Raw genomic sequence first — 24899 nt, forward strand, 5'->3', positions numbered from 1 at the left:
AATTTTCTCCTTCACATTTTACCCGACTCCGGCTATAGGCCCCGCTTCGGCCATGCACCCTTGGAGGATGGCCGCGAACATTCAATGTAAGGAATACCAACATGGCCAAAGAGATCCCTGATCTGGTCGTCGAGGCACGCGCGGGGACAGGCAAGGGGGCCGCCCGCCAAGCCCGTCGCGAAGGTAAAGTGCCCGGCATCGTTTACGGTGACGGCAAAGAGCCGCAGCCGATCCAAGTCGAGTTCAACTCGCTGCTGACCAAACTGCGCGCAGGCCGCTTCCTGTCGACGCTGTGGAACCTGAAAGTCGAAGGCCAAGAGGACGTTCGCGTCGTCTGCCGCGGCGTTCAGCGTGACGTGGTCAAGGACCTGCCGACGCATATCGACTTCATGCGCCTGCACCGCGACACCCGCGTGAACCTGTTCATCCACGTGACCTTTGAAAACCACGAAGAATCGCCGGGCCTGAAGCGCGGCGGCACCCTGGTTGTCGTCCGTCCGGAAGTCGAACTGGTCGTCACCGCCTCGGATATCCCCGATCACATCACCGTCGACCTGACGGGCAAGCAGATCGGTGACACCATCCACATCAACGACATCGTGCTGCCGAACGGCGTCAAGCCGACGATCGACCGCAACTTCGTCATCGCCAACATCGCAGCACCCTCGGGCCTGCGTTCGGATGACAATGCGGAAGCTGCCGAAGGCGCCGAAGCCTGATATCGGCCATAGGCTGAAAAGATCGGGCGGCATCCCCAGCGGATGCCGCCCTTTTTCTTGGTCCGGCGCGGTGCTATGACGCCCGCCTGATGCGAAGGGGTAAGACATGGAACCGATCCACATCATCGGCGCGGGGCTTGCGGGCTCGGAAGCGGCCTGGCAGATCGCGCGCGCGGGCGTGCCCGTCGTGCTGCATGAAATGCGCCCCACGGTCGAGACCTTCGCCCATCGCACCGGCGATTGCGCCGAGATGGTCTGCTCGAACAGCTTCCGTTCCGATGATGACCAGATGAACGCCGTGGGCCAGCTGCATTGGGAAATGCGCGCCGCAGGCGGCCTGATCATGTCGATGGCCGACCGCCACCGCCTGCCCGCAGGCGGCGCGCTGGCCGTGGACCGCGATGCGTTCTCGGGTGCGGTGACGCAGGCCCTGCGCGATGAGCCGCTGGTCAGCTTCGCCCCCGGCGAGATCCGCGAATTGCCCACCGAGGGCCGCTGGATCGTCGCGACCGGGCCGCTTACCTCGGAATCGCTAGGCCAGTCGATCCTGACCGCGACCGGCGAGGGCTCGCTGGCCTTCTTCGACGCCATCGCCCCCATCGTCCATGCCGACAGCATCGACATGTCGATCTGCTGGCTGCAAAGCCGCTACGACAAGGGCGAGACCGAGGAAGAGCGCACCGCCTATATCAACTGCCCGATGACCCGCGAGGATTACGAAGGCTTCATCGACGCGCTTCTGGCCGCCGACAAGGCCGAGTTCCACGAGGGCGAGACCGCCGGCTATTTCGACGGCTGCCTGCCGATCGAGGTCATGGCCGAGCGTGGCCGCGAGACCCTGCGCCACGGCCCGATGAAACCCGTCGGCCTGACCAATGCCCATAATCCGACCGAAAAGGCCTATGCCGTCGTCCAGCTTCGCCGGGATAACGCCTTGGGGACGCTGTATAATATCGTAGGCTTCCAGACCAAGATGAAATACGGCGCCCAGACCGAGGTCTTCCGCCGCATCCCCGGCTTGCAGAACGCAAGCTTCGCCCGTCTGGGCGGCATCCACCGCAATACCTTCCTGAACTCGCCGCGCCTGATCGACGACCGGCTGCGCCTGCGCGCGCGTCCGAACCTGCGTTTTGCCGGTCAGGTGACTGGCGTCGAGGGCTATGTCGAATCCGCCGCCATGGGCCTGCTGGCCGGTCGCATCGCCGCCGCCGAGGCGCTGGGTCGCGATCTGTCGCCGCCGCCCGTGACGACCTCGATGGGGGCGCTGGTCAACCACATCACCGGCGGTGCGGATGCCAAGACCTTCCAGCCGATGAACGTGAACTTTGGCCTGTATCCGCCGCTTGATGAGATGCGCGGCGGCCGCAAGGGGCGCAAGGACCGCTACCCGGCCTATACCGACCGCGCGAAAGCCGATTTCCAGAACTGGCTTGCGGGGCAGAATTGAACCGCACGCGGTTCGCCCCCTCACCCACTGGCCCTTTGCATCTGGGCCATGCCTTTGCGGCACTGACGGCAGCAAAACTGGCCGATCCCGGCCAGTTTTTGCTGCGGATCGAGGATATCGACCAAAGCCGCTGCCGCCCGGAATATGAAGCTCTGATCGCCGAAGACCTGCATTGGCTGGGCCTTGACTGGCCGCTGCCGGTGATGCGCCAATCCGACCGCCTGCCCGCCTATCAGGCCGCGCTGGACCGGCTGGGGGAACTGGGCCTGACCTATCCCTGCCAATGCCGCCGCGCCGATATCCGCGCGGCGCTTTCGGCCCCGCAGGAAGGGGCCGAGCCGGTGATCGGCCCCGACGGCCCGGTCTATCCCGGCACCTGCCGCCATCGCCACGTGCTCGACGCTGGCCCCGATGACGCGATCCGTCTGAACATGGCCCGCGCGCTGGACCATCTGGCCACTGACGGTATCGCGTTTGACGATGAAAACATCGCCCCCGGCATTCCGCACCACCTGTCGGCAGAACAGATGATTTCGGGCATCGGAGACGTTGTTCTGGCGCGTCGCGGCATGGGCACCAGCTATCATTTGTCCGTCGTGGTCGATGACGCAGCGCAGGGGATCACGCTGGTCACGCGCGGCAAGGACCTGCTGGATTCAACCTATATCCATGTTCTGCTCCAACGCCTGCTGGACCTGCCCGTCCCGCGCTATCACCATCACCGCCTGATCCGCGACGATCAGGGCAAGCGGCTGGCGAAGCGCGACGACGCCCGCGCCCTGCGGCTTTACCGCGAGGGGGGCATGAGCGCCGCCGAGATCCGTCACTCGCTGGGGTTCTGAGGCTGCATGATCTCGACCTCGGCGCCGTCGCGGATCGCGGTGTAGAAACAGCTGCGGCGGTTGGTGTGGCAAGCCGGGCCGGTCTGTTCCACCAGAACCAGCAGACAGTCGCGGTCGCAATCCACCCGCATCTCGATCAGCTTCTGCGCGTGCCCCGAGCTTTCGCCCTTGACCCAAAAGCTTTGGCGCGAGCGTGACCAATAGGTGACTTTGGCCGTCTCCAGCGTGCGGGCGACGGCATCGGCGTTCATCCATGCCATCATCAGCACCTCGCCGCTGCGGTGGTCCTGCGCAATCGCCGGGATCAGACCGTTCCCGTCGTATTTCAGTGTCGCAGGGTCGAACATCGGCTTTCCTTTCGGCTGGGTCGCCCCTATCTAAGCCTGACCCGTCCCAAGGAAAACCCCGAGGCCGACATGTCCGACAGCGATCTGATGCAGCTTTATTCCCGCCGCATCTTGGCCCTTGCCTCGGATATCCCGCATCTGGGCAAGCTTGAGAATGCGACAGGCAGCGCGCATCGCCGCTCGCCGCAATGCGGATCGTCGGTGACGGCGCATGTGGTGATGGATGGCGACAATGTCGCGGAGTTCTCGCAAGAGGTGCGGGCCTGCGCCTTGGGTCAGGCCTCGGCCTCGGTGCTGGGATCGGCGGTGATCGGTGCCTCGCGCGAGGTGATCGCGCAGGCCACCGAAGAGCTGGAAGCGATGCTGAAATCCGGCGGCCCCGCCCCGTCCGAGCCTTTCGCGGCACTGGAAACCCTGCTGCCCGCACGCGAATTTCCGAACCGCCACGCCTCGATCCTGCTGGCATGGCAGGCGACCCTTGGCGCGATCGACGCGGCCCAGAACCCGGCCTGAAAACCCGACCCCGGAAAAGAAAATGCCGACCCCCGCAGGGGCCGGCAGTTGCGCGCATGGTCGACCGGGGACGGTCCGGCGGAACCGGGCGAGGGTTCCGCAAAGCGCGGGGCAGAACAATCGGGTCAGATCAGGCGAAAGCGACGGTCGGAACCACGCTTGGCAGGGAAAACAGAAAAATCGCCATCAGCGAGATAGCAACGACGCCGGCAAGATCGGCAAGAGTGTCACGGCTCATGTCAGTCCTCCACGTTAAGTTGCTACTTTGTTCTCATCGAATCGGAGCGAAGTAAAGAACTTTTTAGGAACATTTGATTTTACGTTTACGGAAGTGGTCAGCCCGCCGTGACCAGACGGATGGCCCGGTCCTGCTCCATCAGCCACAGCAGCAGCCGCACGGCGCGGCCGCGCGGGCTTTCCATGGTCGGGTCACGCTCAAGGAATGCCTGCGCGTCCTTGCGGGCCAGCGCCATCAGGCCGCCCTGCCGTTCCAGATCGGCGATGCGGAAACGTGGCAAGCCGGATTGCGCGGTGCCGATCACATCCCCCGCGCCGCGCATTTCAAGGTCCTCTTGCGAGATGCGGAAGCCATCCTCGGTCTCGCGCAGAATGGACAGGCGGCGACGACCGGTTTCGGTCAGCGGGTCGTGATACATCAGCACACAGCTTGAGGCCTTGCTGCCCCGCCCGACCCGACCCCGCAACTGGTGCAGTTGCGCCAGCCCGAAATTCTCGGCCCGCTCGATGACCATGATCGTCGCTTCCGGGACATCGACGCCGACCTCGATCACCGTGGTCGCGACCAGAATCCCTGCCCGCCCCGAGGAGAAATCCGCCATGGCGCTGTCGCGTTCATCGGGCGGCATCTGGCCATGGACCAGCCGGACCTGATCGCCGAAACGCGCCCGCAATTCCTTGAAGCGGGCCTCGGCGGCGGTCAGATCGACCGCCTCGCTTTCCTCGACCAGCGGGCAGACCCAATAGGCGCGCGCGCCAGCGGCCAGTGCGCGGTCCAGATGGTCAAGAACCTCGGCCATGCGGCTATCGGCAATGACCGTGGTGCGCACCGGCTGACGACCGGCTGGCTTTTCATCCAGCACCGACAGGTCCATATCCCCGAATTGCGCCAGGGCCAGCGAGCGCGGGATCGGCGTCGCCGTCATCACCAGCATGTCGGGCGGCAGATGCGTGCCCTTGGTCCCCAGCTCCATCCGCTGGTTCACACCGAACCGATGCTGCTCGTCGATGATCGCCAGCCGCAGGTCGCGGAATTCGACCGTCTTCTGGATCACGGCATGGGTGCCGACCAGAATGTCGATCCGCCCCTCGGACAGATCGGTCAGGATATTGGCCCGCGCATCGCCCTTGTCGCGACCGGTCAGCACCTCAAGCCGGATGCCCGCCAGCGCGGCCAGCGGTTCCAGCGCGCGGTAATGCTGGCGCGCGAGGATCTCGGTCGGGGCCATCAGCACGCCCTGCCCGCCCGCCTCGACCGCGACCAGCAGCGACAGGAAAGCAACCAGCGTCTTGCCCGCGCCGACATCGCCCTGAAGCAAGCGGTTCATGCGCCGTGCGGCCGCCATATCCTCGGCGATTTCTGCAACAGCGCGGCTCTGCGCCCCGGTCGGCGGCCAAGGCAGGCCCGCCAGCACCTTCTGGCGCAGATGCCCGTCACCCACAGTCTGCAGCCCCACCTGCCGCCGCCGATCGCGCCGCAGCAGGGCCAGCGTCATCTGATGGGCAAAAAGCTCATCATAGGCCAGCCGCGCCCGCGCCGGATCGGTCGGTGCAATGTTCTGCAAGCCTTCGGGCGCATGGGCGCGCTGCAATGCCTCGGCCCAGCCGGGCCAGCCTTCGCGCTGCAGCAGGCTGGCATCGATCCATTCCGCCGTATCCGGCAACCGCGTCAAGGCGGCGCGGGCGGCCTTCTGGACCACGCCCTGCGTCAGGCGGGCGGACAGGGGATAGACTGGCTCGAATTCCGGTGGCGGGGCCGCGCCTTCGGCGGTGACGTGATCGGGATGGACCATCTGGGCCATGCCGTCGAACAGCTCGATCTTGCCCGAGATCAGCCTCCGGGCGCCGATCGGGAACTGCCCCTCGATCCAGTCCTTCTTGGCATGGAAAAACACCAGTTGCAGGTCGGAAACGCCATCCGAACAATGCATCCGCCAAGGCCGCCCCTTGGCGGTAGGCGGGTTCACACGCTCAACCCGCAGGGTAATGGTAACGATTTCGGGCGGGCGCGCCTCGGCCAGCTTGCCTATCGGGCGACGCCGGATGCCGGAATGGGGCAAGGTCAGGATCAGGTCGCGCAGACGGGTGACACCCATCTGCTCGAATGCTTCGGCAGCCCGAGGCCCAATACCGGGCAGAGTTTCCAGCCCCGCAAACAGCGGGAACAGCGCCGGAGGCCGTCCCGTCACCCCGCCCATCATCCCTTGGCGATCGCCAGCCATTCGTCCTCATCAATGACCTTGATGCCCAGATCAGCCGCCTTTTTCGCCTTCGATCCCGCGCCCGGTCCGGCTATCAGCAGATCGGTCTTGGCCGAGACCGAGCCCGCGACATGCGCCCCCAGCGCCTCGGCCCGCGCCTTGGCCTCGGCTCGCGTCATTTTTTCCAGCGTGCCGGTAAAGACCAGCGTCTTGCCAGTGATCTCGCTGTCAGTCGCGCGCGCCTCGGGTGGCAGGATGGTCAGGAAGGCGGTCAGCCGGTCGATGGCCGCGCGCTCCTTGGCGTTCGAAAACGCCTCGGCCAACGACATGGCCAGAACCGGACCGATGCCATTGGCAGACAGCATATCGTCCCATGCGGCGGCGGCTTCCGGCGGCAGTTGATGCTGACCAAGCGCGGCATTGCGCGCCTCTGCGATGCGGGCGCGGCGACCGGATTGCCGTGCTGCCTCGCGCTCGACCTCGGCAGCCAGATCGGCGGCGCGATGCGCCTCGGCTGCGGGATGCATCCGGTCGATGGCTGCGGCAAGCGCCTCGAAGCTGCCAAAATGGCGCGCCACGTCGGCGGCGGCAACCTCGCCCAGATGGCGGATGCCAAGGGCGAACAACAGCCGCGCCAAGGGGATCTCGCGCTTGCGGGCGATGGCGTTGAACAGGCTCGAGGCGCTTTTCTCGCCCCAGCCTTCGCGGTTCTTCAACTGCTGAATCTGGCCGGGACCAAAACGTTCCTCCAGCGTGAAGATGTCCGCAGGCTCGGCGATCCAGCCGTCGCGGAACAGTTCCTCGATCACCTTCGCCCCCAGCCCGTCGATGTCGAAGGCCGCGCGCGAGACGAAATGCTTCAGCTTTTCCACGGCTTGCGCCGGGCAGATCATCCCACCGGTGCAACGCCGGACAGAATCCCCCTCCTCGCGCACGGCGACTGAGCCGCATTCCGGGCAGGTATGAGGAAACTCATAGCGAAGCGCAGCCGGATCGCGCTTGGACAGGTCGATATCCGCAACCTTGGGGATGACGTCGCCCGCGCGATAGACCTCGACCCAGTCGCCAACGCGGATGTCCTTGCCGCCACGGATCTCCGTCCCGTCGGCGCCAAGACCGGCGATGTAATCCTCATTATGCAGCGTCGCGTTCGAAACCACGACCCCGCCCACCGTCACCGGATGCAATCGCGCGACGGGGCTAAGCGCACCGGTCCGACCGACCTGAATGTCGATGGCCTCCAGCCGGGTCCAGGCGCGCTCGGCCGGGAATTTATGGGCAATCGCCCAGCGGGGCGTGGTCGAGCGCATGCCCATCCGCGCCTGATAGCCCAGATCGTTGACCTTGTAGACGACACCGTCAATGTCATAGCCCAAGGTCGCGCGCATCTGTTCGATCCCCGACCAGACCGCGATCAGGTCCTGCACCGAATGACAAAGCCGCATATGCGGATTGGTCTGGAAACCGAAACTGCGCATCCTGGCCACGGCCTGCATCTGCGTCGCGCCCAGCGGCGCACTGAGTTGCCCCCAGGCATAAGCATAAAACCGCAAGGGCCGGGCCGCCGTCACCGCCGGGTCAAGCTGCCGCAACGACCCTGCCGCGGCATTGCGCGGATTGGCAAAGGTGCGGCCACTGTCCGAGGCATTCAGCCGCTCGAAATCCTCATGCGACATATAGACCTCGCCCCGGATCTCGACGATCTCGGGGATGTCTTCGCCCTGCAAGCGTTGGGGAATATCGGCAATGGTACGGGCATTGGCGGTGACGTTTTCACCGACCGAGCCGTCCCCCCGCGTCGCGGCCAGCACCAGATCGCCGTGGTCGTATCGCAGCGACAACGAGAGGCCGTCGATCTTGGGCTCGGCAGTGACCTCGATCGGCGCATTCGCGGGCAGGCTGAGAAAGTTCCGTACCCGCTGCACGAAGGCCTCGACATCGGCATCGTCAAAGGCGTTTTCCAGCGAGAGCATCGGCAGGCGGTGTTCTGCCTTGGCGAAACGGCTGTCCGGGGCCAGTCCCACTTTGGCGGTCGGACTTTCCGCCACGGCCATATCCGGGAAAAGCGCCTCAAGCTGGGCGAGCCTGCGCTTTTTCGCGTCATATTCGGCGTCGCTGATGAAGGGCGCATCCTCACCGTGATAGGCCTTGTCCGCCAGCGACAGCTCCTGCACCAGCGCGGCGATTTCCTCGGCAGCGGTGGTCGCGTCGATCTGCTCAGGCATCGCCTCGCCCGGTCCGATCCCAAGCTGGTGTTCGCTGTCCTGGGTCATGCCCGCCTCCGCCGCCTGAGCCCACTTGGGGCCGTTCATCAGGGCCAAGGTGATAGCTTCTGGCACAAGACCTTGTCCAGCGTGCAGGACTGAACAAACGCCTCAGGCGCGCAGCGCCAACCGATCCACCGTACCCTCGACCACCGGGTCGCGCAGGACGTAGCCCCGCCCCCAGACGGTCTCGATATGGCTTTCGCCGTTCAGCACCGCGGCCAGCTTCTTGCGCAACTTGCAGACAAAGACGTCGATGATCTTCAGCTCGGGTTCGTCGAGCCCCCCGTAAAGGTGGTTCAGGAACATTTCCTTGGTCAGGGTCGTGCCCTTGCGCAGGCTGAGCAGCTCAAGGATCTGATATTCCTTGCCGGTCAGGTTGACCGGGCGCCCGCCGACCTCGACCGAGCGGGCATCAAGGTTCACCACCATTTCACCGGTGCGGATAATGGACTGGCTATGGCCCTTGGCACGGCGGATGATCGCATGAATGCGCGCGACAAGCTCTTCGCGATTGAAGGGCTTGGTCATGTAGTCATCTGCGCCAAAGCCGAAGCCGCGCAGCTTGCTTTCGGTATCATCCGAGCCGGTCAGGATCAGGATCGGGCTGTCGACGCGCGACATGCGGATCTGGCGCAGCACCTCCATTCCGTGCATGTCCGGCAGATCGAGATCGAGAAGGATCATGTCATAGTCATAGAGCTTGGCGAGATCGATGCCCTCCTCGCCCATATCCGTGCGATAGACATTGTAATTGGCGTGGGTCAGCATCAGCTCGATGCTGCGCGCCGTGGTCTGGTCGTCCTCGACAAGAAGGATCCGCATTTCGTTGCCCCCGTTGATCCGATTCCGGACAGTGTTTTCACGAAAGCGTTAATATCACGTTACCGAAGAGCCCATCACATATAATGCAACCTAAAGTTGCTTAAACTTTTGCAACTGCGTGATTTTCAACGCATCCCTGCCGTGCCTTTCGATGGCATGGACCCAGGACGCGAACTCTTCCTCGCTCAGATCATAGCGTTCGATCACCTCGGACCTGCTCAGCAGACCGTGTTTGACGGCGGCAACTACCACGGCCTTGCGGCTGGCCACCCAACGCATGCCCGGTTCGGGCAGGTCGGCAAGGCTGAGGATCGTTCCATCTGGCAGGACGGCGGTGCGGGGGCCGCGCGACTTCTTGACGAACATTGCAACATTTCCTGTCTGCTCCCCCTTCGTTTCTGGCAGGAAATCCTTAAATGCCCGTGAAGCGCGACGGCATTCGCACCCCTCCGACCCTTGAGAATTCCGTCAATTTATCTATAAATGTTGCCAAATCCGGCGCGCCTCCCCCGCTCTGCGCCGCGAAAGGACGATCCATGACAAGCCGCAATACCGCCATTCGCGCTGACGCGCAGGACACGCCATTGAATTCGCTGGGTTTTGCCAAACCTCCGGCAGAGACCCGTGTGGTTGTGGCCATGTCCGGCGGCGTGGACAGCTCGGTCGTCGCGGCGCAGCTTGCGGCTGAAGGCTATGACGTGATCGGCGTCACACTGCAGCTTTACGACCATGGTGCTGCGCTGGCGAAAAAGGGTGCCTGCTGCGCCGGGCAGGATATCCACGACGCGCGCCGTGTCGCGGAGCGTGTAGGCTTCCCGCATTACGTCCTTGATTACGAAAACAAGTTTCGCGAATCGGTGATCGAGGAGTTCGCGGACGCCTATCTGGCTGGTGCGACCCCGGTGCCCTGCATCCGCTGCAATGAGCGGGTGAAATTCCGCGACCTGCTGCAAACCGCACGCGAGCTTGACGCCGATTGCATGGCGACAGGTCACTATATCCGGCGCTTCGACGGCGACAACGGGGCCGAACTGCACATGGCCGCCGACCCTGCCCGCGACCAAAGCTATTTCCTGTTCTCGACCACGGGCGAGCAGCTGGACTATCTGCGCTTCCCGCTGGGCGGACTGGCCAGCAAGGCCGAAACCCGCGCTTTGGCCGCGAAATACGGACTGGCTGTCGCGGATAAGCCCGACAGCCAGGACATCTGCTTTGTCCCGAACGGCAACTATGCCAGCGTCATCGAAAAGCTGCGCCCCGGTGCCGCCGATCCGGGTGAGATCGTCGATATGGATGGCAATGTGCTGGGCCAGCATCGCGGCGTGATCCACTACACGATCGGCCAGCGCCGCGGTCTTGGCATCGGTGGCTTGGGCGATCCGCTTTACGTCGTCCGCCTTGACCCCGAGACCCGCCGCGTCATCGTCGGGCCCAAGGAAGCCCTCGCCACGAAGGTCGTCTCGGTGACCGAGGTCAACTGGCTGGGCGACGAACCCTTCGAGGCCGAAATCCCGATCATGGCCCGCATCCGCTCGACCCGCCCGCCGCGCCCGGCGATCCTGCGTCCGACCGGCAAAGGCCGGGCCGAGGTTGAGCTGCTCGACCCCGAGGAAGGCGTCAGCCCCGGTCAGGCCTGCGTGTTTTATGCGACCGAGGGCACGCGCGTCCTTGGCGGCGGCTGGATCGCGCTGCGCCGCGGCGGCTGATCAGGCGTTCGCCGCCAGCAAGCGGATGCGCTCGACCATGGCGCGCAGCCCGTTCGAACGCTGGGCCGAAAGATGTTCTTCCAGCCCCAGCCGGCGCAATTCGGCCGGGGCATCGACCGCCCCCACCTGCCCCACCGGCACGCCCGAATAAAGCGCGTGCAGGATCGCGACCAGCCCGCGAACGATCAGCGCGTCGCTGTCGCCCTGAAAGTCGAACACCCCACCCCCGATGCGCGGCATGATCCAGACCTGACTGGCGCAGCCCTCGACCTTGGTTGCGGGAACTTGCAGCGCCGGGTCCATCGCGGGCATCGCCTTGCCAAGCTCGATCACATGGCGATAGCGCTCTTCCCAGTCCTCGAGAAAATCGAAGGTCTCGGCGATTTCTTCAAAGGCAGGCGTGGCCATCGGGCGTCCTTTCGCAACGATGCGATGTCGAGGGGGCCTTTGGCATAGCGCGTTGCCCGGCGAAGGTCAAAGAGGCTTTCGCCGCTGCCCTCTTTGCCCTATCACTCGCGGAAACTGTTAAGGAACGGGGCAGGCGGAATGCGGATCAGGACCATGGCTCTCATCGGCTGCGCGACATTGATGCTGGCCGGATGCGGGCGCTTTGGCGACAGCATGGGGGACAGCGCGGGCGACAGCAGTTGGAACCCGACAACATGGTTCGGGTCGAGCCAGCCCAAAAGCCTTGAGCCCGAAGGCGGCTACCCCACCACCACGCAGGACAATCGCAGCGGCATCGCCTATATCTCGGGCGCCAAATGGGAGCCGATGTATGAAGGCCGTCTTCTGGTCGTGACCGGCCTGCCGGCAACCAAGGGCTGGTGGAACGCCGCGCTGATCACCGAGGAACCCATGCCGCGCGGCCGCATTCGCGCCGATGACATGGGCGTACTGCGGCTGCGCTTCGTGGCCTATCCGCCACTCAAGGACAGCGCCGCCGCACGCAGCGCGCCCAACCCGGCCAGCGACACGATCACTGTCGGCCTGACCATCCCGAAAGAGGCCCTGTCGGGCATCAATCAGGTCGTCATCAGTGGCGCCGGAAATGTCGTCACGCTGAACAAATAAAAAAGGGCGCCGCAAGGGCGCCCTTTCCATTTCCGGCTGAGCCTCAGCCCATCTTGCGCAGATAGGTCCAGGTCGGCACGCGGGCATTGCGCGCGACCGACCAGCTTTCGGCATCGCCCAGATATTCGAAACCGCAATTGGTCAGCACCCGGGCCGAGCCGGGATTATCCTGAAACGCTTCGGCAAACAGGGTACGCGAACGATGAGGGTTGGCCGCGACAAGGGCCGCAACGGCCTCGGTCGCGAAACCGGTGTTCCAGAAGCCTGCGCCCACCCAGAAACCCAGCTCGGACTGGTCCGGCTCGATCCGGGTCAGAGAGACCACGCCCAGAAGCTCGGCCAGCTGCTTGCTGGAGCCGTCGATGGCCCAGACATCCTCGTCCCGGCCCTCGGCCATGGCGCGGTTGACATAGGCCTCGGCCGCGCCCGGCGGCAGCGGATGCGGGATCGAGCGCGTGCCTTCGGCAACGCGGCGATCCTGGGTGTAATGCGCGATCAATCCCGCATCCGACCGCCGCAGCGGACGCAACGCGAAACGCTCCGTCGCGATCTCGGCCTGCGTCAGCAGCTCCGGCGCGATCAGGTCATTCATCGGTCCTTCCTCCCTCGTACTCTAAATTCATCTAGGCACTCCCCGGAAATGCGGAAGGGGACCGGCTTTCGCCGATCCCCCTAATTTTGACACCGTGGTGTTAAAATCGGCTTATTCGGCAGCCTCGAGATTGGCCGGCAGCACGGAAATGTAGGTGCGGCCCTTGAGGCCCTTGCGGAAAGTCACCTTGCCGTCGGTCAGCGCGAACAGGGTATGATCGCGGCCCATGCCGACATTGGCGCCAGCCCACCAAGTGGTGCCGCGCTGACGAACGATGATGTTGCCTGCGATGGCGGCCTGGCCACCGAACAGTTTCACGCCAAGACGACGACCAGCCGAGTCGCGACCGTTGCGGGACGAACCGCCTGCTTTTTTATGTGCCATGGGTCACTCTCCTCAGTTGGCGGTTACGGCGTCGTGACGGCGTGCAAGACGCGCACCGACAGCAACTTTGACGTCCGATTTCTCGGCGCCTTTCTCCAGCAGCTCGGTGATGCGAACCAGCGTCAGTTGCTGACGGTGGCCACGGGTGCGCTGCGACGAGTGCTTCCGGCGGCGTTTGACATAGGTGATGACCTTGTCAGCCTTGATGTTGTCGATGACTTCAGCTTGCACAGCCGCGCCAGCAACCAGCGGAGCGCCGACGGTCGAACCGATCATCAGAACTTCGTTGAACTGGATCTTGTCACCAGCTTCGGCGTTCAGTTTTTCGACGCGCACGACATCACCGGCTTGAACCCGGTACTGCTTGCCGCCCGTCTTGAGAACTGCGAACATTCCGTCTTTCCTTGCTTCCATCGCGTCCTGCGGCCCCTGCGTGGCAGGTGTTCGTCGGGTCCTTGACCCGCCTTCGGACAGCGCACCCGTATATCGGGTGAGATTAAAATAACGCACCGGCAACGGGGGATACCCGGCCGGTCGCGGTCATATGGCGGATTCGATGGGAAAAGTCAACCGGATTGCGGCCTGTCGCCGCAATCCTTCGGACGGCTTACGCCACCAGCTCACCGGCCAGCGAATTCGCCGCGCTATGGGTGATACGGACGCGGACCAGATCACCGACCTTGGCCTGCGGCGCCTCGACAAAGACGGCATGCAGGTAATCGGACTTGCCGACCATCTGGCCCTCGTTGCGGCCCGGCTTTTCGAACAGCACGCTTACCTCGCGCCCGACCATGCTTTCCTGCACGGCCTTTTGCTGGCTCGACAGCAGCGCCTGAAGTTCCTGCAGACGGGCATCGGCGAGATCGGTGTCGACCTCGGGGCGGTCATAGGCGGGCGTGCCCGGACGCGGCGAATACTTGAAGCTGAAGGCGGTGCCGAAATTGACCCGCGCCACCAGATCCAGCGTGTCGCGGTGATCCTGATCGGTTTCGCCGGGGAAACCCACGATGAAGTCCGAGGTCAGCAAGATATCCGGGCGCGCCTCGCGGATACGGTCGATCAGGCGCAGATACTGGTCCACCGTATGCTTGCGGTTCATCGCCTTGAGGATGCGGTTCGACCCCGATTGCACCGGCAGGTGCAGATAGGGCATCAGCTTGGGCTCGGACCGATGCGCCTCGATCAGGTCATCGGCCATGTCGTTGGGGTGGCTGGTGGTGTAGCGGATGCGGTCCAGCCCGTCGATCTCGGCCATGGCGCGGATCAGGCGGCCAAAGCCCCATTCGCCGCCCTGACCTTCAAGGGATGGGCCTTCGCCATGCCAGCCGTTGACGTTCTGACCCAGCAGCGTGATCTCGCGCACGCCACGCGACACCAGATCGTGGGCCTCGCGCAGGATGCGGTCGACGGGACGGCTGACCTCGGCCCCACGGGTATAGGGCACGACGCAGAAGGCGCAGAACTTGTCGCAACCTTCCTGCACCGTCAGAAAGGCCGCAGGCGCGCGGCGGGTGGCGGCGGGTTTGGGCAGATGCTCGAACTTGTCCTCGGCCGGGAATTCGGTATCGACACCCCGACCCGCGCGGGCCATGGCGGGCAGGCGGTGATAGGCCTGCGGGCCGACGACGAGATCGACGATCGGCATCCGGCGCTGGATTTCCGCACCCTCGGCCTGCGCCACGCAGCCTGCGACGCCGATCTTCAGGTCGGGACGTTCGGCCTTGAGCGGCTTCAGGCGGCCAAGATCCGAATACAGCTTCTCGGCGGCCTTCTCGCGGATATGGCAGGTGTTGAGCAGAACCATGTCGGCTTCCGACTGGTTCTCGGTCAGGACATAGCCCTCGGCCCCCATGGCCTCGGCCATGCGCTGGCTGTCATAGACGTTCATCTGGCAGCCGTAAGTCTTGATGAAGAGCTTCTTGGCCGCCGAAACGGGGGTGCTGGCTTGGTCGGTCATGCCGTGCTGTCCTTGGAGTTCCGGCGCTGATACAGGAAAGCTCAAGCTTTGGAAAGTCTGGGCGCGAATGAGTGATCTGACCGACATCCCCAATATCGGCCCTGCTACCGCCAAGGCCCTGATTGCCGCCGGAATTCCCGATGCGGCCACCCTGCGCCGCATCGGCGCGCATGAGGCCTATCGCGCCCTGCTTGCCAGCGGCGAGCGTCCGCATTTCATCGGCTATTACGTCCTGCACATGGCGCTTCAGGGCCGCCCGTGGAACGACTGCCGCGGCGATGAAAAGACCGCCCTGCGCCGCCATTTCGACGCTCTGGTCGGTGAGGTCCGCGGCCCCGTCCTGACAGGCATCGACGCCGCCCTGCGCGAGATCGGGCTGATTGCGCCTCAGTCCAGCTCGCGCAGCTGACGGCCAAGGAAGCGCGCGGCGCGGCGCCAGCCTTCGTCATTGTCGCCGCGAAAATTCAGCTCGCGATGCGCGATCAGCTTTTGCGCTTTCACGTCCATCAGGTCGGTAAAGACCTGAAGGATCAGCGTGCTGGATTTCTGCACCACGATGAACAGCCCGCGATCGGCCGATTTCGCCGCCAGCAGGTCCATCAGGCAGGCCGGTGTTTCGCGCGGACAGGCGGCGGCGACCTCCTCGGGGGAAACCAGCGTGCCATTCAGATCGGCGGCCAGCGACTCGGCAAAGGCCTGCTGGCGGCGGGCATGGGCCTCGCTTTGGTCCAGCGCCTCCTTGGAGGTATCGAGCAGCTTGACCGGCAGGACATACAGCCCCTCGGCACAGGCAAGCCCCGGCAGAAGCGCCAAGGCAAACAGAAATCCCCGCATGATGACCCTCCCCCAGCAGGGTCAATCTGCGCCGCATGCACCCCTTGGGCAAGCGCGACAATCGTCTGGGCTGCCCGCGACCATTGAACCGTTTTCCGCGCCCGGCTAGCCTGCCTGCAACCCTGAAACACGGAGGCTGACACCATGAACCAACCGCAAAGCTGGGAAGCGCGGGCCGAGGAGTATTCGCTCTATGGCTTCACCGACATGCCGTCAGTCCACCAGCGGGGCACGGTCGTCATCACCCATGGTGAGGGGCCCTATATCGTCGATGTGCATGGCCGCCGCTATCTGGATGCGAATTCGGGCCTGTGGAACATGGTCGCGGGCTTTGACCACAAGGGCCTGATCGAGGCCGCCAAGGCGCAATATGAGCGCTTCCCCGGCTATCATTCCTTCTTTGGCCGCATGTCCGACCAGACGGTGATGCTGTCGGAAAAGCTGGTCGAGGTCTCGCCCTTTGCCACGGGCAAGGTGTTCTACACCAACTCGGGTTCCGAGGCGAATGACACCATGGTCAAGATCCTGTGGTTCCTGCATGCCGCCGAGGGCAAGCCGCAAAGACGCAAGATCCTGACCCGCTGGAACGCCTATCACGGCGTCACCGCCGTTTCCGCCAGCATGACCGGCAAGCCCTATAACTCGGTCTTCGGGCTGCCGCTGCCCGGCTTCATCCACCTGACCTGCCCGCATTACTGGCGCTTTGGCGAGGCGGGCGAAACCGAGGAGCAATTCGTGCAGCGCCTTGCGCGCGAGTTGGACGAAACCATCGCGCGTGAGGGTGCCGACACCATCGCAGGTTTCTTCGCCGAGCCGGTAATGGGCGCGGGCGGCGTCATTCCCCCGGCCAAGGGCTATTTTCAGGCGATCCTGCCGATCTTGCGCAAATACGACATCCCGATGATCTCGGATGAGGTCATCTGCGGCTTCGGGCGCACCGGCAATACCTGGGGCGCGCAGACCTACGACTATACGCCCGATGCGATCATCTCATCCAAGAACCTGACGGCGGGCTTCTTCCCGATGGGCGCGGTGATCCTGGGCGGGGAATTGGCCAAGCGGGTGCAGGACGCGGTCGAGGCGATCGAGGAGTTCCCGCATGGTTTCACCGCCTCGGGCCACCCGGTCGGCTGCGCCATCGCGCTGAAGGCGATCGACGTGGTGATGAACGAAGGTCTGGCCGAGAACGTCAAACGCCTTGCCCCGCGCTTTGAGGAAGGGCTGCAGCGCCTCGCCCAGAAACCCAATATCGGCGAATATCGCGGCGTGGGCTTCATGTGGGCGCTGGAAGCGGTCAAGGACAAGGCGACCAAGACCCCCTTCGATGGCGCGCTTTCGGTCAGCGAACGCATCGCCAATACATGCACCGATCTGGGGCTAATCTGCCGCCCGCTGGGTCAGTCGGTGGTGCTGTGCCCGCCCTTCATCATGACCGAGGGCCAGATGGACGAGATGTTCGAGAAGCTGGAAAAGGCGCTCGACAAGGTCTTTGCCGAAGTGGCCTGACGAAAACGGGCGATCCTACCAGGGATCGCCCCCACCCAGCACGGCGCGGGCCATGACCACGCGCTGCGGCTGAATACCGGCGCTGGCCGCAAAATCCAGCACGCGCTGATCCTGTTCCAGCAGGAAATCCAGCACGAATTGCGCGAATTCCGGTCGCCCGGCCATGGCGCGCAGCCCCGCCACATCGGTCCCCGACTGCGCCAGCAGTTCCGAGACCATCTCGGCATCCCCGGCTATGTGCTGAAAGCCCTGATCGGCAATGTCGCTCGCCTCGGAAATCTGCATTCCATCCTCATGATTTTATGACTTGCTGCCGGGAATACCCCGACGTGAAACCGTTTATTAACCAATATCCACGCAAGATGCGGACGTGGCAGCTGGTGTAAAGAACAACACATGAATTTCACAGGGCGCATCTTGGTCGTAGATGGTGAGCAGCATACCAGGATCAACATGAAAGTGCGTCTGACCTCAGCCTGCTATGCGGTCAGCACCGCCGCCTCGGGGACCGAGGCGTTGCGGCGGGCCGGGATAGTTCGCCCCCGGATCGTGGTGATCGGGGTAAGCCTGCCCGATATGACCACGGCCGATCTGTGCCACGGGTTGCGCGCCCTGCCCGGCGGTGGCGACCTGCAAATTCTGGCGCAGGCACAGGGTGAGGCGCGGATCGCTGCCTTGCAGGCCGGCGCGTCGGCGCTGATCGACCATATGGACGACGACCTGACCCTGCTTGCGCGCATCCGCGGTCTGATGCGCACCGATCCCCAGAATGACGCTGCCGCACTACCCAGCGGTCTGGCCGAACCTGCCACGGCCTTCCAGCATGACAGCCGACCCCGCGCCGTCTTCATCTCGGGCCAGGCCGACATTGCGCTTGGCTGGCGTCATGCGCTGCAGGGGCAGGTGGATTTTTCGATCTCGGTCTGCGATCCCGAACGGGCGCTGGCCGATGCCGCACGCGGCCGTGTCCCCGAGCTTTACCTGATCGCCGCCGACATGAACCAGCCGGGCGACGGGCTGCGGTTGATGTCGGAATTGCGCTCGCGCCCGGGATCGCGCGATGCGGGCTTTGTCATCGCCCTGCACGCGGAACGCGCCGAGTTGGCCGAGATGGCGCTGGATCTGGGGGCGGGCGACGTGCTGGCTGCGGATATGGCCAATCCGGTCGCCGCGGCCGAGGCTGCCATTCGCCTTGAGACCCAGCTTGACCGCAAGCGCGAGGCAGACCAGCGCCGTCTGGCGGCACAGCGCCAGATGCAGCTTGCCAGTCTTGATCCGCTGACCGGACTGCACAATCGCCGCCATGCCCTTCCGCGCCTTGCCCGCCTGCACGATCAGGCACTGTCCGAGGGCGATCCTTTAGCCGTCATCGTCATGGATCTGGACCGCTTCAAGGCGGTGAATGACAATCACGGCCACGCCGCTGGCGATGCGGTCCTGATCAGCGTTGCGCAGCGCCTTGCCCTCGCCCTGCCGCCCGAAGCGCTTCTGGCCCGCATGGGTGGAGAGGAATTTCTGGCCGTCCTGCCCCGCCACGGCGCGGACGCGGCGCTGGCCGTTGCCGAAGAGATCCGCCTGCAGGTGCAGGAAAGCCCGGTGACGCTGCCCCCCGAATGCGCTGCGAATGAAATCCACGTCTCGCTTTCGGCAGGCGTGGCCGTGCTGGGCGGTGAACTGGCTGCGGGGCCGGAAAAGTTGCTGGCCCGCGCCGACCGCGCGCTGCTGCTGGCCAAGGCTATGGGCCGCAACCGGATCGTCATGGCCGAAGCGGCGCTTGCGGCCTGAACTTGTGACATAGGTCCCACTTTCGCTTCCCCAGCGCGATGCCTAGATTTGTCGCAGGTTGCGAAAGGAATCCCGAATGCCGACGACCCGCGACAACATCGCTGATCGCCCGCTGCGCCCCGCCATGCTGCGCGGTGCCATGCGGCGCTGCCCCGCCTGCGGCGAGGGTGCGCTGTTTAACGGCTATCTGCGGGTCAAGGATCAATGCCCCCATTGCGGCGAGGCGCTGCACCACCAGCGCGCCGATGACGGCCCGGCCTATCTGACGATCCTACTGGTCTCGCATCTGGGCGCGCCGCTGCTGCTGGCCATCTATATCGCCTACCGCCCCTCGCCCGCAGCGATGCTGATCGGCTTTGGTCTGGGCGCGGTAATCTTGTCGCTGGCGCTTCTGCCTGTGATCAAGGGCGCGTTCGTCGGCTTTCAATGGGCGCGGCGGATGCATGGCTTTGGACTGGAGCAGAAGGGCACCGCATGAACCTGCCCCCGATCCGCGATGCAGCCACCGTCATCGTCCTTGACCGCGACACGCCGCAGGGTCCCGCCGTGCTGATGGGCCAGCGTGGGGCGACGGCGGCCTTCATGCCCTCGAAATATGTCTTTCCTGGCGGCGCGGTCGATCCGGGCGATGCGGCCGCGCGCCTCTCAAAACCGCTTGCAGCCGAGCAGCGCCGCCTGCTGGCGCTTGACCCCATTGGCGAACATCCCGACCTGCCCGAGGCGCTGGCCGCCGCCGCCTTGCGCGAACTGGCCGAGGAAACCGGGCTGATCGCGGGCCTGCCGGGGGATGCGCCGCAGGGTTGGCCATTGCACGCCGCGCGCGGTCTGGCCCCCGATCCGTCGGCGCTGATCTATGTCTTTCGCGCGGTCACCCCGCCACGCAATACGCGCCGTTTCGATGCGCGCTTCCTGCTGCTGGATGCGGATCGGCTAGAGGGCGACCGCAACGATTTCAGCGCCGCCTGCGATGAGCTTTCGCATCTGCACTGGGTTCCCCTGACCGAGGCGCGCGCGCTGGACCTGCCCTTCATCACCGAGGTCGTTCTGGCCGAAATCGCCGCCATTGCCGCAAGGCCGGGTCCGCTCAGGGGACCCGAGCGGGTCCCCTTCTTTGACAATCGCGGCGAGGTGCCGCGCTTTAGCTGGCTGTCGTGACGCTCAGCGCCCGGTGAATTTAGCCGGGCGTTTCTGCATGAAAGCCGAAACCCCTTCCATGAAGTCCGAGGTCGCGGCCATCTGCCCCTGAAGCCGGGCCTCAAGCGCCAATTGCTCGGACAGGTCGTGGCTGGAGGAGCGCGCGATCGCCTCGCGGGTCGCGAGGAATGCCTGGGTCGCGCCCTGCGCCAGCGTCGTGGCCCGCGCCGTCACCCGCGCCTCGAACTCGGCATCGGGAACCGCCTCCCAGATCATGCCCCAATCCGCGGCCTGACGGGCCGGGACGGGTTCGGAAAACAGCATCATCCCCATGGCGCGGGCATTACCCACGCTGCGCGGAATGATGAAAGTGCCGCCCGCATCCGGGATCAGCCCGATCCGGCTGAAGGCTTGCACAAAGACGGCGCTTTCCGTCGCGATGACCACATCGGCGGCCAGCGCCAGATTGGCCCCTGCCCCCGCCGCAATGCCGTTCACCGCCGCAATGACCGGAACCGGCGCCTCGGTGATTGCGGCCAGCATGGGTTCATATTCCTCGCGCAGGATGCGCTCCACATCCAGTCCTGCCGTCGCATCGCCCAGATCCTGCCCCGAGCAAAAGGCCTGCCCCGTCCCGGTCAGCACGACGCAGCGCGTATCCTGCGGCAGGTTGCGCAGCGTTTCCGTCAGTTCGGCACGCATGGTGCTGTTCAGCGCATTGCGGACCTCGGGGCGGTTCAGCGCGATCCGGGTGATGCCGTCCTGATGGGTGACGGTAATGGTCTGGGTGGTCATGGTTCCTCCGCTTTTCTGCGGCGCATCCTGACCGCTGCGAAGGACATGCGAAAGCGCGACCCGGCGTCAGTCCTGCATGATCCGGTCCAGCCGCGCGCGTTCCTCCTCCGAGAGCGTCTCGGGGCGGGTCTCGGGCTCGGCACGAGAGCGGATGAAGCGCCAGCCGATCAGCAGCCCCAGAAGCGCCATCAATGGTCCGGCCAGATAAAGCAGCCAGTTGATGCCGCGCGCCCGGGGCTCGAACAGCACGTATTCTCCGAACCGCTCGACGACGGCATCGACGGCCTGCTCATTGCTGTCGCCGGCGATCAGTCTTTCGCGCAGGTAAAGCCGCAGGTCGCGGCTGATCGGCGCGTTCGATTCGTCGATCGTCTCGCCCTGACAGACCGGGCAGCGCAGGATGCGGGAAATGTCGCGGGCGCGGGCTTCCAGCGCCGGGTCGGACAGGACCTCATCAGGTTGGACGGCCCAAGCCGGAACGGCCAGCAGCAGCGCAAGGCACAGGATCAGATAGCGCATGGTCCTACTCCGCAGGTCCGGCGATGGGTGCGGAACGCATCGCCCCAGCCGCCACGCGATATCGCCGGTCACTAAGGCTGATCAGCCCCCCCAGCGCCATCAGTGCCGAGCCGAACCAGATCCAGCCGGCAAAGGGCTTGATGTAACTGCGCACTGCCCAGCCGCCATTCTGCTGGGCATCGCCGATCACCAGATACAGGTCGCGGAACAAGCCGCTTTGAATGGCGGCCTCGGTCGTGGGCATGGCCTGCACCGGATAGACCCGCTTTTCGGGATGCAGCAAGGCGACCTCGCGCCCGTTCTTGGCGACCCGCATCGCGGCAATGGTCGAGACATAGTTCGGCCCCTGCACATCCTCGACGCTTTCCAGCGTGATCTCATAGCCCGCAACGGTGAAGGTTTCGCCGATCCGGGCGACGCGGATATCTTCGACCTGCCAGGCCATCAGCAGGCTGACCCCGATGAAGGTCACACCCAACCCACCATGCGCCACGGCCCTGCCCCAATCGGCGCGCGGCAAGCGGCCCAGACGCGACAGGCCGGAGTTGCCGGTCCGCAGCAACAGATCGACCACGGCCCCGGCAACCAGCCACGACCCCAGCCCTGCCCCGATCACCGCCAGCGCCGAATGCCCGGTCGAGACGGCAAAGACCAGCAGCATGACCGCCACCGCGAACAGCAACGCCCCGCGCAGCGGCGCAAGGACCCGGCCCAGCTTGCCCCGTTTCCACGGGATGATCGCCCCCATCGGCAGGACGATGGCCAGCGCAATCATGAAGGGGGTAAAGGCCTTTTCAAAGAAGGGCGGCCCGACCGACAGCTTGCGGTCCCACAGCATCTCGGCCACCAGCGGCCAGACCGTGCCGATGAACACGACAAAGGCCGACACTGCCAACAGGATGTTGTTCAGGACCAGCGCCCCCTCGCGCGAGACCGGAGAGAACACCCCCTTGGCCTGCATCGACCCCGCGCGCGCCGAGAACAGCGTCAGCGCGCCGCCAACGAAGGCGGCAAGGATCGCAAGGATGAACACCCCGCGCTCGGGATCATTGGCAAAGCTGTGGACCGAGGTGATGACGCCCGAGCGCACGATGAAGGTTCCGATCAGCGAGAAGCCAAAGGCCATGATCGCCAGCAGGATCGTCCAGCTTTTCAGCACCTCGCGCTTTTCAACGACGATGGCGGAATGCAGCAGGGCCGCAGCCAGCAGCCAGGGCATGAAGCTGGCATTTTCGACCGGGTCCCAGAACCAGAAGCCACCCCAGCCAAGCTCGTAATAGGCCCACCACGACCCCAGCGCGATGCCGATGGTCAGAAACACCCATGCCGCCAGCGTCCATGGCCGCACCCAGCGGGCCCATGCCGCGTCCACCCGCCCCTCGATCAGGGCGGCGACGGCAAAGCTGAAGGCCATCGAAAGCCCGACATAGCCCAGATAAAGGAAGGGCGGATGAAACGCCAAACCGGGATCTTGCAGAAGCGGGTTCAGGTCGCGCCCGTTGAAGGGCGCATCCGCCAGCCGCAGGAACGGGTTCGAGGTGAACAGGATGAAGGCCAGAAAGGCCGCGCCGATCGCCGCCTGCACCGACAGCACCCGTGCCCGCAGCCGCGGCGGCAGGTTCGCGTCAAAGACCGCCGCCGCCGCGCCGAACAGCGCCAGGATCAGCACCCAGAGCAGCATCGAGCCCTCATGGTTCCCCCAGACGCCCGAGATTTTGTAGATCAGCGGCTTGGCGGTATGCGAATTTTCATAGACCAGCAGGACCGAGAAATCCGAGGTCACGAAGGAAATCGTCAGTGCCGCGAAGGAGATTCCGATCAGCCCAAGCTGGGCGATGGCAGCGGGGCGCGCGCTGTCGATCCAGCCGCTCCAGCCCTTGGCCGCGCCGATCATCGGCACGACCATCTGGAACATGGCCACGGCAAAGGCAAGGATCAGGGCAAAATGGCCTATTTCCGCGTTCATGTTCTTCCTCCCGGCAGTTGCGCGGAGGATAGCGGCGGCGCGTCGGGCAAGCCAGCCCCGAGCGCCACCGATCTTATCGCATTTCCGTCATGTCCCAGCCCGCGAGGCTGCCCAGTCGCGCAAAGCCGCATTATCCGCGAAATCGTCATCTGGCGCGGTCATGGGCCCTTGCGCTGTGGGTGGGGTCGGCACGGTGGTCGTGATCCGCGGCCGGGTGCGAAAATAATGCGCCTCGCGCGCCCCGAAATAGAAGCTGATGATCGCGCCCAGCAGCCACCACAGCGGCTCGGGGACAAGGTTGAGGTTCTGCATGCGCAGTCCGAAACCCACCGGCTCAACCATGGCATAGACGAACAACGCCACCGTCCCCAGCGTCATCACCGGGCGTGGCAGGCGGTTCAGCCCGTTCATCAGCCCGTCGAACCAGCCCCCCGGTTGCGCGGCAAATTCCGCCGTCAGCTGTGCCATGGCACGGGCATAGGCTTCTTCGTCCAGCTCCATCCGCCGGGTCGAGTTTTCGCGGAACACCTCGGCCATGCCGGTCGCGGCATTGGCGACGGTGGTGACGGCGCTGCTTGCGCCAAGGAAACGGTCCATCACGCCCATGCTGCAACCCTCGCCCGGTGTTCGGCAATCGTCAGATGATAGCGGGCCGAGATGAATTCCTCGGCCCGGATGATCCAGCCGCCCTTGCCCCCCGATTGGCTGCGGGCGAATTTGCGACTGGCCGGGCGTGCATCGGCCAAAGCATAGTAGTAATTCCGCCGGGCGATCCCGTAAGCATCGGCCAGATGCGCGGGCGCGGCCAAGGCAGCCAGCCGCGCGGCATCGACGGTCTTTGGCCCGACCGTGCCGTCATCCGTGATAGCAAAGCCCATCCGGGTCAGCATGCGCTGCAAGATCTTGACCGCATTCGCCCCTGCATTGACCTGCATGTCAAAGACCGAAGGCTGCAGTTGCGCCGGCAGCGCGGCCAGCCCCGGTTTGCGAAAGTAATGTTCGACGAAAATCCGCTGGGCATCAGCCTTGGTCAGCGCCTTGAGATCAGCCAGATCGACCTTGCCATCGACATTGCGATCTTCGCCCAATTCCCGCAGCGTGGTCAGCGTGACGCCCAGATTGGTCGCGCCACCCGGATCATCGGGATCGTTGACGTAGCCCCCCTCACGCGCGACGATCTCGGCCGCGATCTGTTCGACGGTCTTCATGCTGGCCCCCTTCTGGAAACTGTCCAGAAAGCTGGCCCGGCGGG

At 64.8% G+C, this 24899-nt stretch carries 28 protein-coding genes; 11 read left to right on the plus strand and 17 right to left on the minus strand.

Going from position 1 to position 24899, the window contains the following annotated elements; all coding sequences use genetic code 11:
• Nucleotides 1–101 precede the first annotated feature (101 nt).
• The 3 genes from IB235_RS00540 (at nt 102) to gluQRS (ending at nt 3008) form a co-directional block, all read left to right on the plus strand.
• Nucleotides 102–719, plus strand: a complete 618-nt coding sequence (locus IB235_RS00540; protein WP_155037666.1) for a 50S ribosomal protein L25/general stress protein Ctc — start codon at nt 102–104, stop codon at nt 717–719.
• A gap of 106 nt (nt 720–825) precedes the next feature.
• On the plus strand, nt 826–2166 hold the full coding sequence (gene trmFO, locus IB235_RS00545; RefSeq protein WP_192334689.1) for a methylenetetrahydrofolate--tRNA-(uracil(54)-C(5))-methyltransferase (FADH(2)-oxidizing) TrmFO: 1341 nt from the start codon (nt 826–828) through the stop codon (nt 2164–2166).
• The gene (gene gluQRS, locus IB235_RS00550; protein ID WP_192334692.1) at nt 2163–3008 is read left to right on the plus strand and encodes a tRNA glutamyl-Q(34) synthetase GluQRS; all 846 of its coding nucleotides are present in this window, start codon (nt 2163–2165) and stop codon (nt 3006–3008) included. Before trmFO ends, gluQRS begins: the two co-directional genes overlap by 4 nt.
• Here the strand turns inward: gluQRS and hisI are convergent.
• The gene (gene hisI / locus IB235_RS00555) at nt 2990–3355 is read right to left on the minus strand and encodes a phosphoribosyl-AMP cyclohydrolase (RefSeq protein WP_155037669.1); all 366 of its coding nucleotides are present in this window, start codon (nt 3353–3355) and stop codon (nt 2990–2992) included. The two genes, gluQRS and hisI, sit on opposite strands and share 19 nt — an antisense overlap.
• A gap of 69 nt (nt 3356–3424) precedes the next feature.
• Here hisI and IB235_RS00560 point away from each other — a divergent pair, with 69 nt between their 5' ends.
• Nucleotides 3425–3868 carry an iron-sulfur cluster assembly scaffold protein gene (locus tag IB235_RS00560; protein WP_155037670.1) on the plus strand — a complete coding sequence of 148 codons (444 nt, stop codon included), beginning with the start codon at nt 3425–3427 and terminating at the stop codon, nt 3866–3868.
• A 335-nt stretch (nt 3869–4203) separates the two neighbouring features.
• Here the strand turns inward: IB235_RS00560 and recG are convergent, their stop codons facing one another.
• The 4 genes from recG to IB235_RS00580 all read right to left on the minus strand — a co-directional run bounded on the left by recG (nt 4204) and on the right by IB235_RS00580 (nt 9761).
• The gene (gene recG / locus IB235_RS00565; RefSeq protein WP_192334695.1) at nt 4204–6327 is read right to left on the minus strand and encodes an ATP-dependent DNA helicase RecG; all 2124 of its coding nucleotides are present in this window, start codon (nt 6325–6327) and stop codon (nt 4204–4206) included.
• Nucleotides 6303–8579, minus strand: coding sequence for an NAD-dependent DNA ligase LigA (gene ligA, locus IB235_RS00570; RefSeq protein WP_370576794.1), 2277 nt, complete (start codon nt 8577–8579; stop codon nt 6303–6305). Before ligA ends, recG begins: the two co-directional genes overlap by 25 nt.
• Nucleotides 8580–8681: 102 nt before the next feature.
• Nucleotides 8682–9395, minus strand: a complete 714-nt coding sequence (gene ctrA / locus IB235_RS00575; RefSeq protein ID WP_155037672.1) for a response regulator transcription factor CtrA — start codon at nt 9393–9395, stop codon at nt 8682–8684.
• Between the two features lie 90 nt (nt 9396–9485).
• Entirely contained in the window at nt 9486–9761 is a 276-nt protein-coding gene (locus IB235_RS00580) for a DUF1153 domain-containing protein (protein WP_192334698.1), read from the minus strand.
• 170 nt (nt 9762–9931) lie between these two features.
• On the opposite strand from IB235_RS00580, the gene mnmA reads away from it, so the two are divergent.
• Complete coding sequence (mnmA, locus tag IB235_RS00585) at nt 9932–11101, plus strand: tRNA 2-thiouridine(34) synthase MnmA (protein WP_192334701.1); 1170 nt, start codon at nt 9932–9934, stop codon at nt 11099–11101.
• Here the strand turns inward: mnmA and IB235_RS00590 are convergent, their stop codons facing one another.
• The gene (locus tag IB235_RS00590; RefSeq protein ID WP_155037675.1) at nt 11102–11509 is read right to left on the minus strand and encodes a SufE family protein; all 408 of its coding nucleotides are present in this window, start codon (nt 11507–11509) and stop codon (nt 11102–11104) included.
• 153 nt (nt 11510–11662) lie between these two features.
• On the opposite strand from IB235_RS00590, the gene IB235_RS00595 reads away from it, so the two are divergent.
• Nucleotides 11663–12175, plus strand: coding sequence for a hypothetical protein (locus IB235_RS00595; protein ID WP_225612005.1), 513 nt, complete (start codon nt 11663–11665; stop codon nt 12173–12175).
• 43 nt (nt 12176–12218) lie between these two features.
• Here IB235_RS00595 and IB235_RS00600 read toward each other — a convergent pair whose 3' ends face one another.
• The 4 genes from IB235_RS00600 to miaB form a co-directional block, all read right to left on the minus strand.
• Nucleotides 12219–12767 (minus strand): GNAT family N-acetyltransferase, encoded by a 549-nt coding sequence (locus IB235_RS00600; RefSeq protein ID WP_155037677.1) that lies wholly within the window; start codon nt 12765–12767, stop codon nt 12219–12221.
• Between the two features lie 111 nt (nt 12768–12878).
• Nucleotides 12879–13151 (minus strand): 50S ribosomal protein L27, encoded by a 273-nt coding sequence (gene rpmA, locus IB235_RS00605; RefSeq protein ID WP_155037678.1) that lies wholly within the window; start codon nt 13149–13151, stop codon nt 12879–12881.
• 12 nt (nt 13152–13163) lie between these two features.
• Nucleotides 13164–13544, minus strand: a complete 381-nt coding sequence (rplU, locus tag IB235_RS00610; RefSeq protein WP_155037679.1) for a 50S ribosomal protein L21 — start codon at nt 13542–13544, stop codon at nt 13164–13166.
• A gap of 214 nt (nt 13545–13758) precedes the next feature.
• Nucleotides 13759–15108, minus strand: coding sequence for a tRNA (N6-isopentenyl adenosine(37)-C2)-methylthiotransferase MiaB (gene miaB / locus IB235_RS00615; protein WP_192334704.1), 1350 nt, complete (start codon nt 15106–15108; stop codon nt 13759–13761).
• 67 nt (nt 15109–15175) lie between these two features.
• On the opposite strand from miaB, the gene IB235_RS00620 reads away from it, so the two are divergent.
• A complete protein-coding gene (locus IB235_RS00620) occupies nt 15176–15517 on the plus strand; it encodes a TfoX/Sxy family protein (RefSeq protein ID WP_192334707.1) in 342 nt (113 codons plus the stop codon).
• Here the strand turns inward: IB235_RS00620 and IB235_RS00625 are convergent.
• Complete coding sequence (locus tag IB235_RS00625) at nt 15496–15942, minus strand: DUF2380 domain-containing protein (protein ID WP_192334710.1); 447 nt, start codon at nt 15940–15942, stop codon at nt 15496–15498. The genes IB235_RS00620 and IB235_RS00625 overlap by 22 nt on opposite strands.
• A 144-nt stretch (nt 15943–16086) precedes the next feature.
• Here IB235_RS00625 and IB235_RS00630 point away from each other — a divergent pair, with 144 nt between their 5' ends.
• Complete coding sequence (locus IB235_RS00630; protein ID WP_192334713.1) at nt 16087–17448, plus strand: aminotransferase; 1362 nt, start codon at nt 16087–16089, stop codon at nt 17446–17448.
• Between the two features lie 15 nt (nt 17449–17463).
• Here IB235_RS00630 and IB235_RS00635 read toward each other — a convergent pair whose 3' ends face one another.
• Nucleotides 17464–17733: a DUF3572 domain-containing protein gene (locus IB235_RS00635; RefSeq protein WP_192334716.1), complete on the minus strand. Its 270-nt coding sequence runs from the start codon at nt 17731–17733 to the stop codon at nt 17464–17466.
• 111 nt (nt 17734–17844) lie between these two features.
• Here IB235_RS00635 and IB235_RS00640 point away from each other — a divergent pair, with 111 nt between their 5' ends.
• The 3 genes from IB235_RS00640 to IB235_RS00650 all read left to right on the plus strand — a co-directional run bounded on the left by IB235_RS00640 (nt 17845) and on the right by IB235_RS00650 (nt 20388).
• Nucleotides 17845–19233 carry a diguanylate cyclase domain-containing protein gene (locus IB235_RS00640; RefSeq protein WP_192334734.1) on the plus strand — a complete coding sequence of 463 codons (1389 nt, stop codon included), beginning with the start codon at nt 17845–17847 and terminating at the stop codon, nt 19231–19233.
• A 76-nt stretch (nt 19234–19309) separates the two neighbouring features.
• The gene (locus tag IB235_RS00645) at nt 19310–19711 is read left to right on the plus strand and encodes a DUF983 domain-containing protein (protein WP_192334738.1); all 402 of its coding nucleotides are present in this window, start codon (nt 19310–19312) and stop codon (nt 19709–19711) included.
• A complete protein-coding gene (locus IB235_RS00650) occupies nt 19708–20388 on the plus strand; it encodes an NUDIX domain-containing protein (protein ID WP_192334741.1) in 681 nt (226 codons plus the stop codon). Before IB235_RS00645 ends, IB235_RS00650 begins: the two co-directional genes overlap by 4 nt.
• Before the next feature lie 3 nt (nt 20389–20391).
• On the opposite strand, the gene IB235_RS00655 is transcribed toward IB235_RS00650, so the two are convergent.
• The 5 genes from IB235_RS00655 to IB235_RS00675 form a co-directional block, all read right to left on the minus strand.
• Entirely contained in the window at nt 20392–21162 is a 771-nt protein-coding gene (locus IB235_RS00655; RefSeq protein ID WP_192334744.1) for an enoyl-CoA hydratase-related protein, read from the minus strand.
• A gap of 66 nt (nt 21163–21228) precedes the next feature.
• On the minus strand, nt 21229–21681 hold the full coding sequence (locus IB235_RS00660; protein ID WP_192334747.1) for a cytochrome c-type biogenesis protein: 453 nt from the start codon (nt 21679–21681) through the stop codon (nt 21229–21231).
• A gap of 4 nt (nt 21682–21685) precedes the next feature.
• Nucleotides 21686–23647, minus strand: a complete 1962-nt coding sequence (locus tag IB235_RS00665; RefSeq protein ID WP_155037689.1) for a heme lyase CcmF/NrfE family subunit — start codon at nt 23645–23647, stop codon at nt 21686–21688.
• Between the two features lie 87 nt (nt 23648–23734).
• Nucleotides 23735–24253: a holin family protein gene (locus IB235_RS00670; protein WP_370576795.1), complete on the minus strand. Its 519-nt coding sequence runs from the start codon at nt 24251–24253 to the stop codon at nt 23735–23737.
• Nucleotides 24244–24855, minus strand: coding sequence for a holin-associated N-acetylmuramidase (locus IB235_RS00675; RefSeq protein WP_192334750.1), 612 nt, complete (start codon nt 24853–24855; stop codon nt 24244–24246). Before IB235_RS00675 ends, IB235_RS00670 begins: the two co-directional genes overlap by 10 nt.
• Nucleotides 24856–24899: the final 44 nt, after the last annotated feature.

Source organism: Paracoccus sp. PAR01 (genome assembly GCF_014851995.1).
GTDB lineage: Bacteria > Pseudomonadota > Alphaproteobacteria > Rhodobacterales > Rhodobacteraceae > Paracoccus > Paracoccus litorisediminis.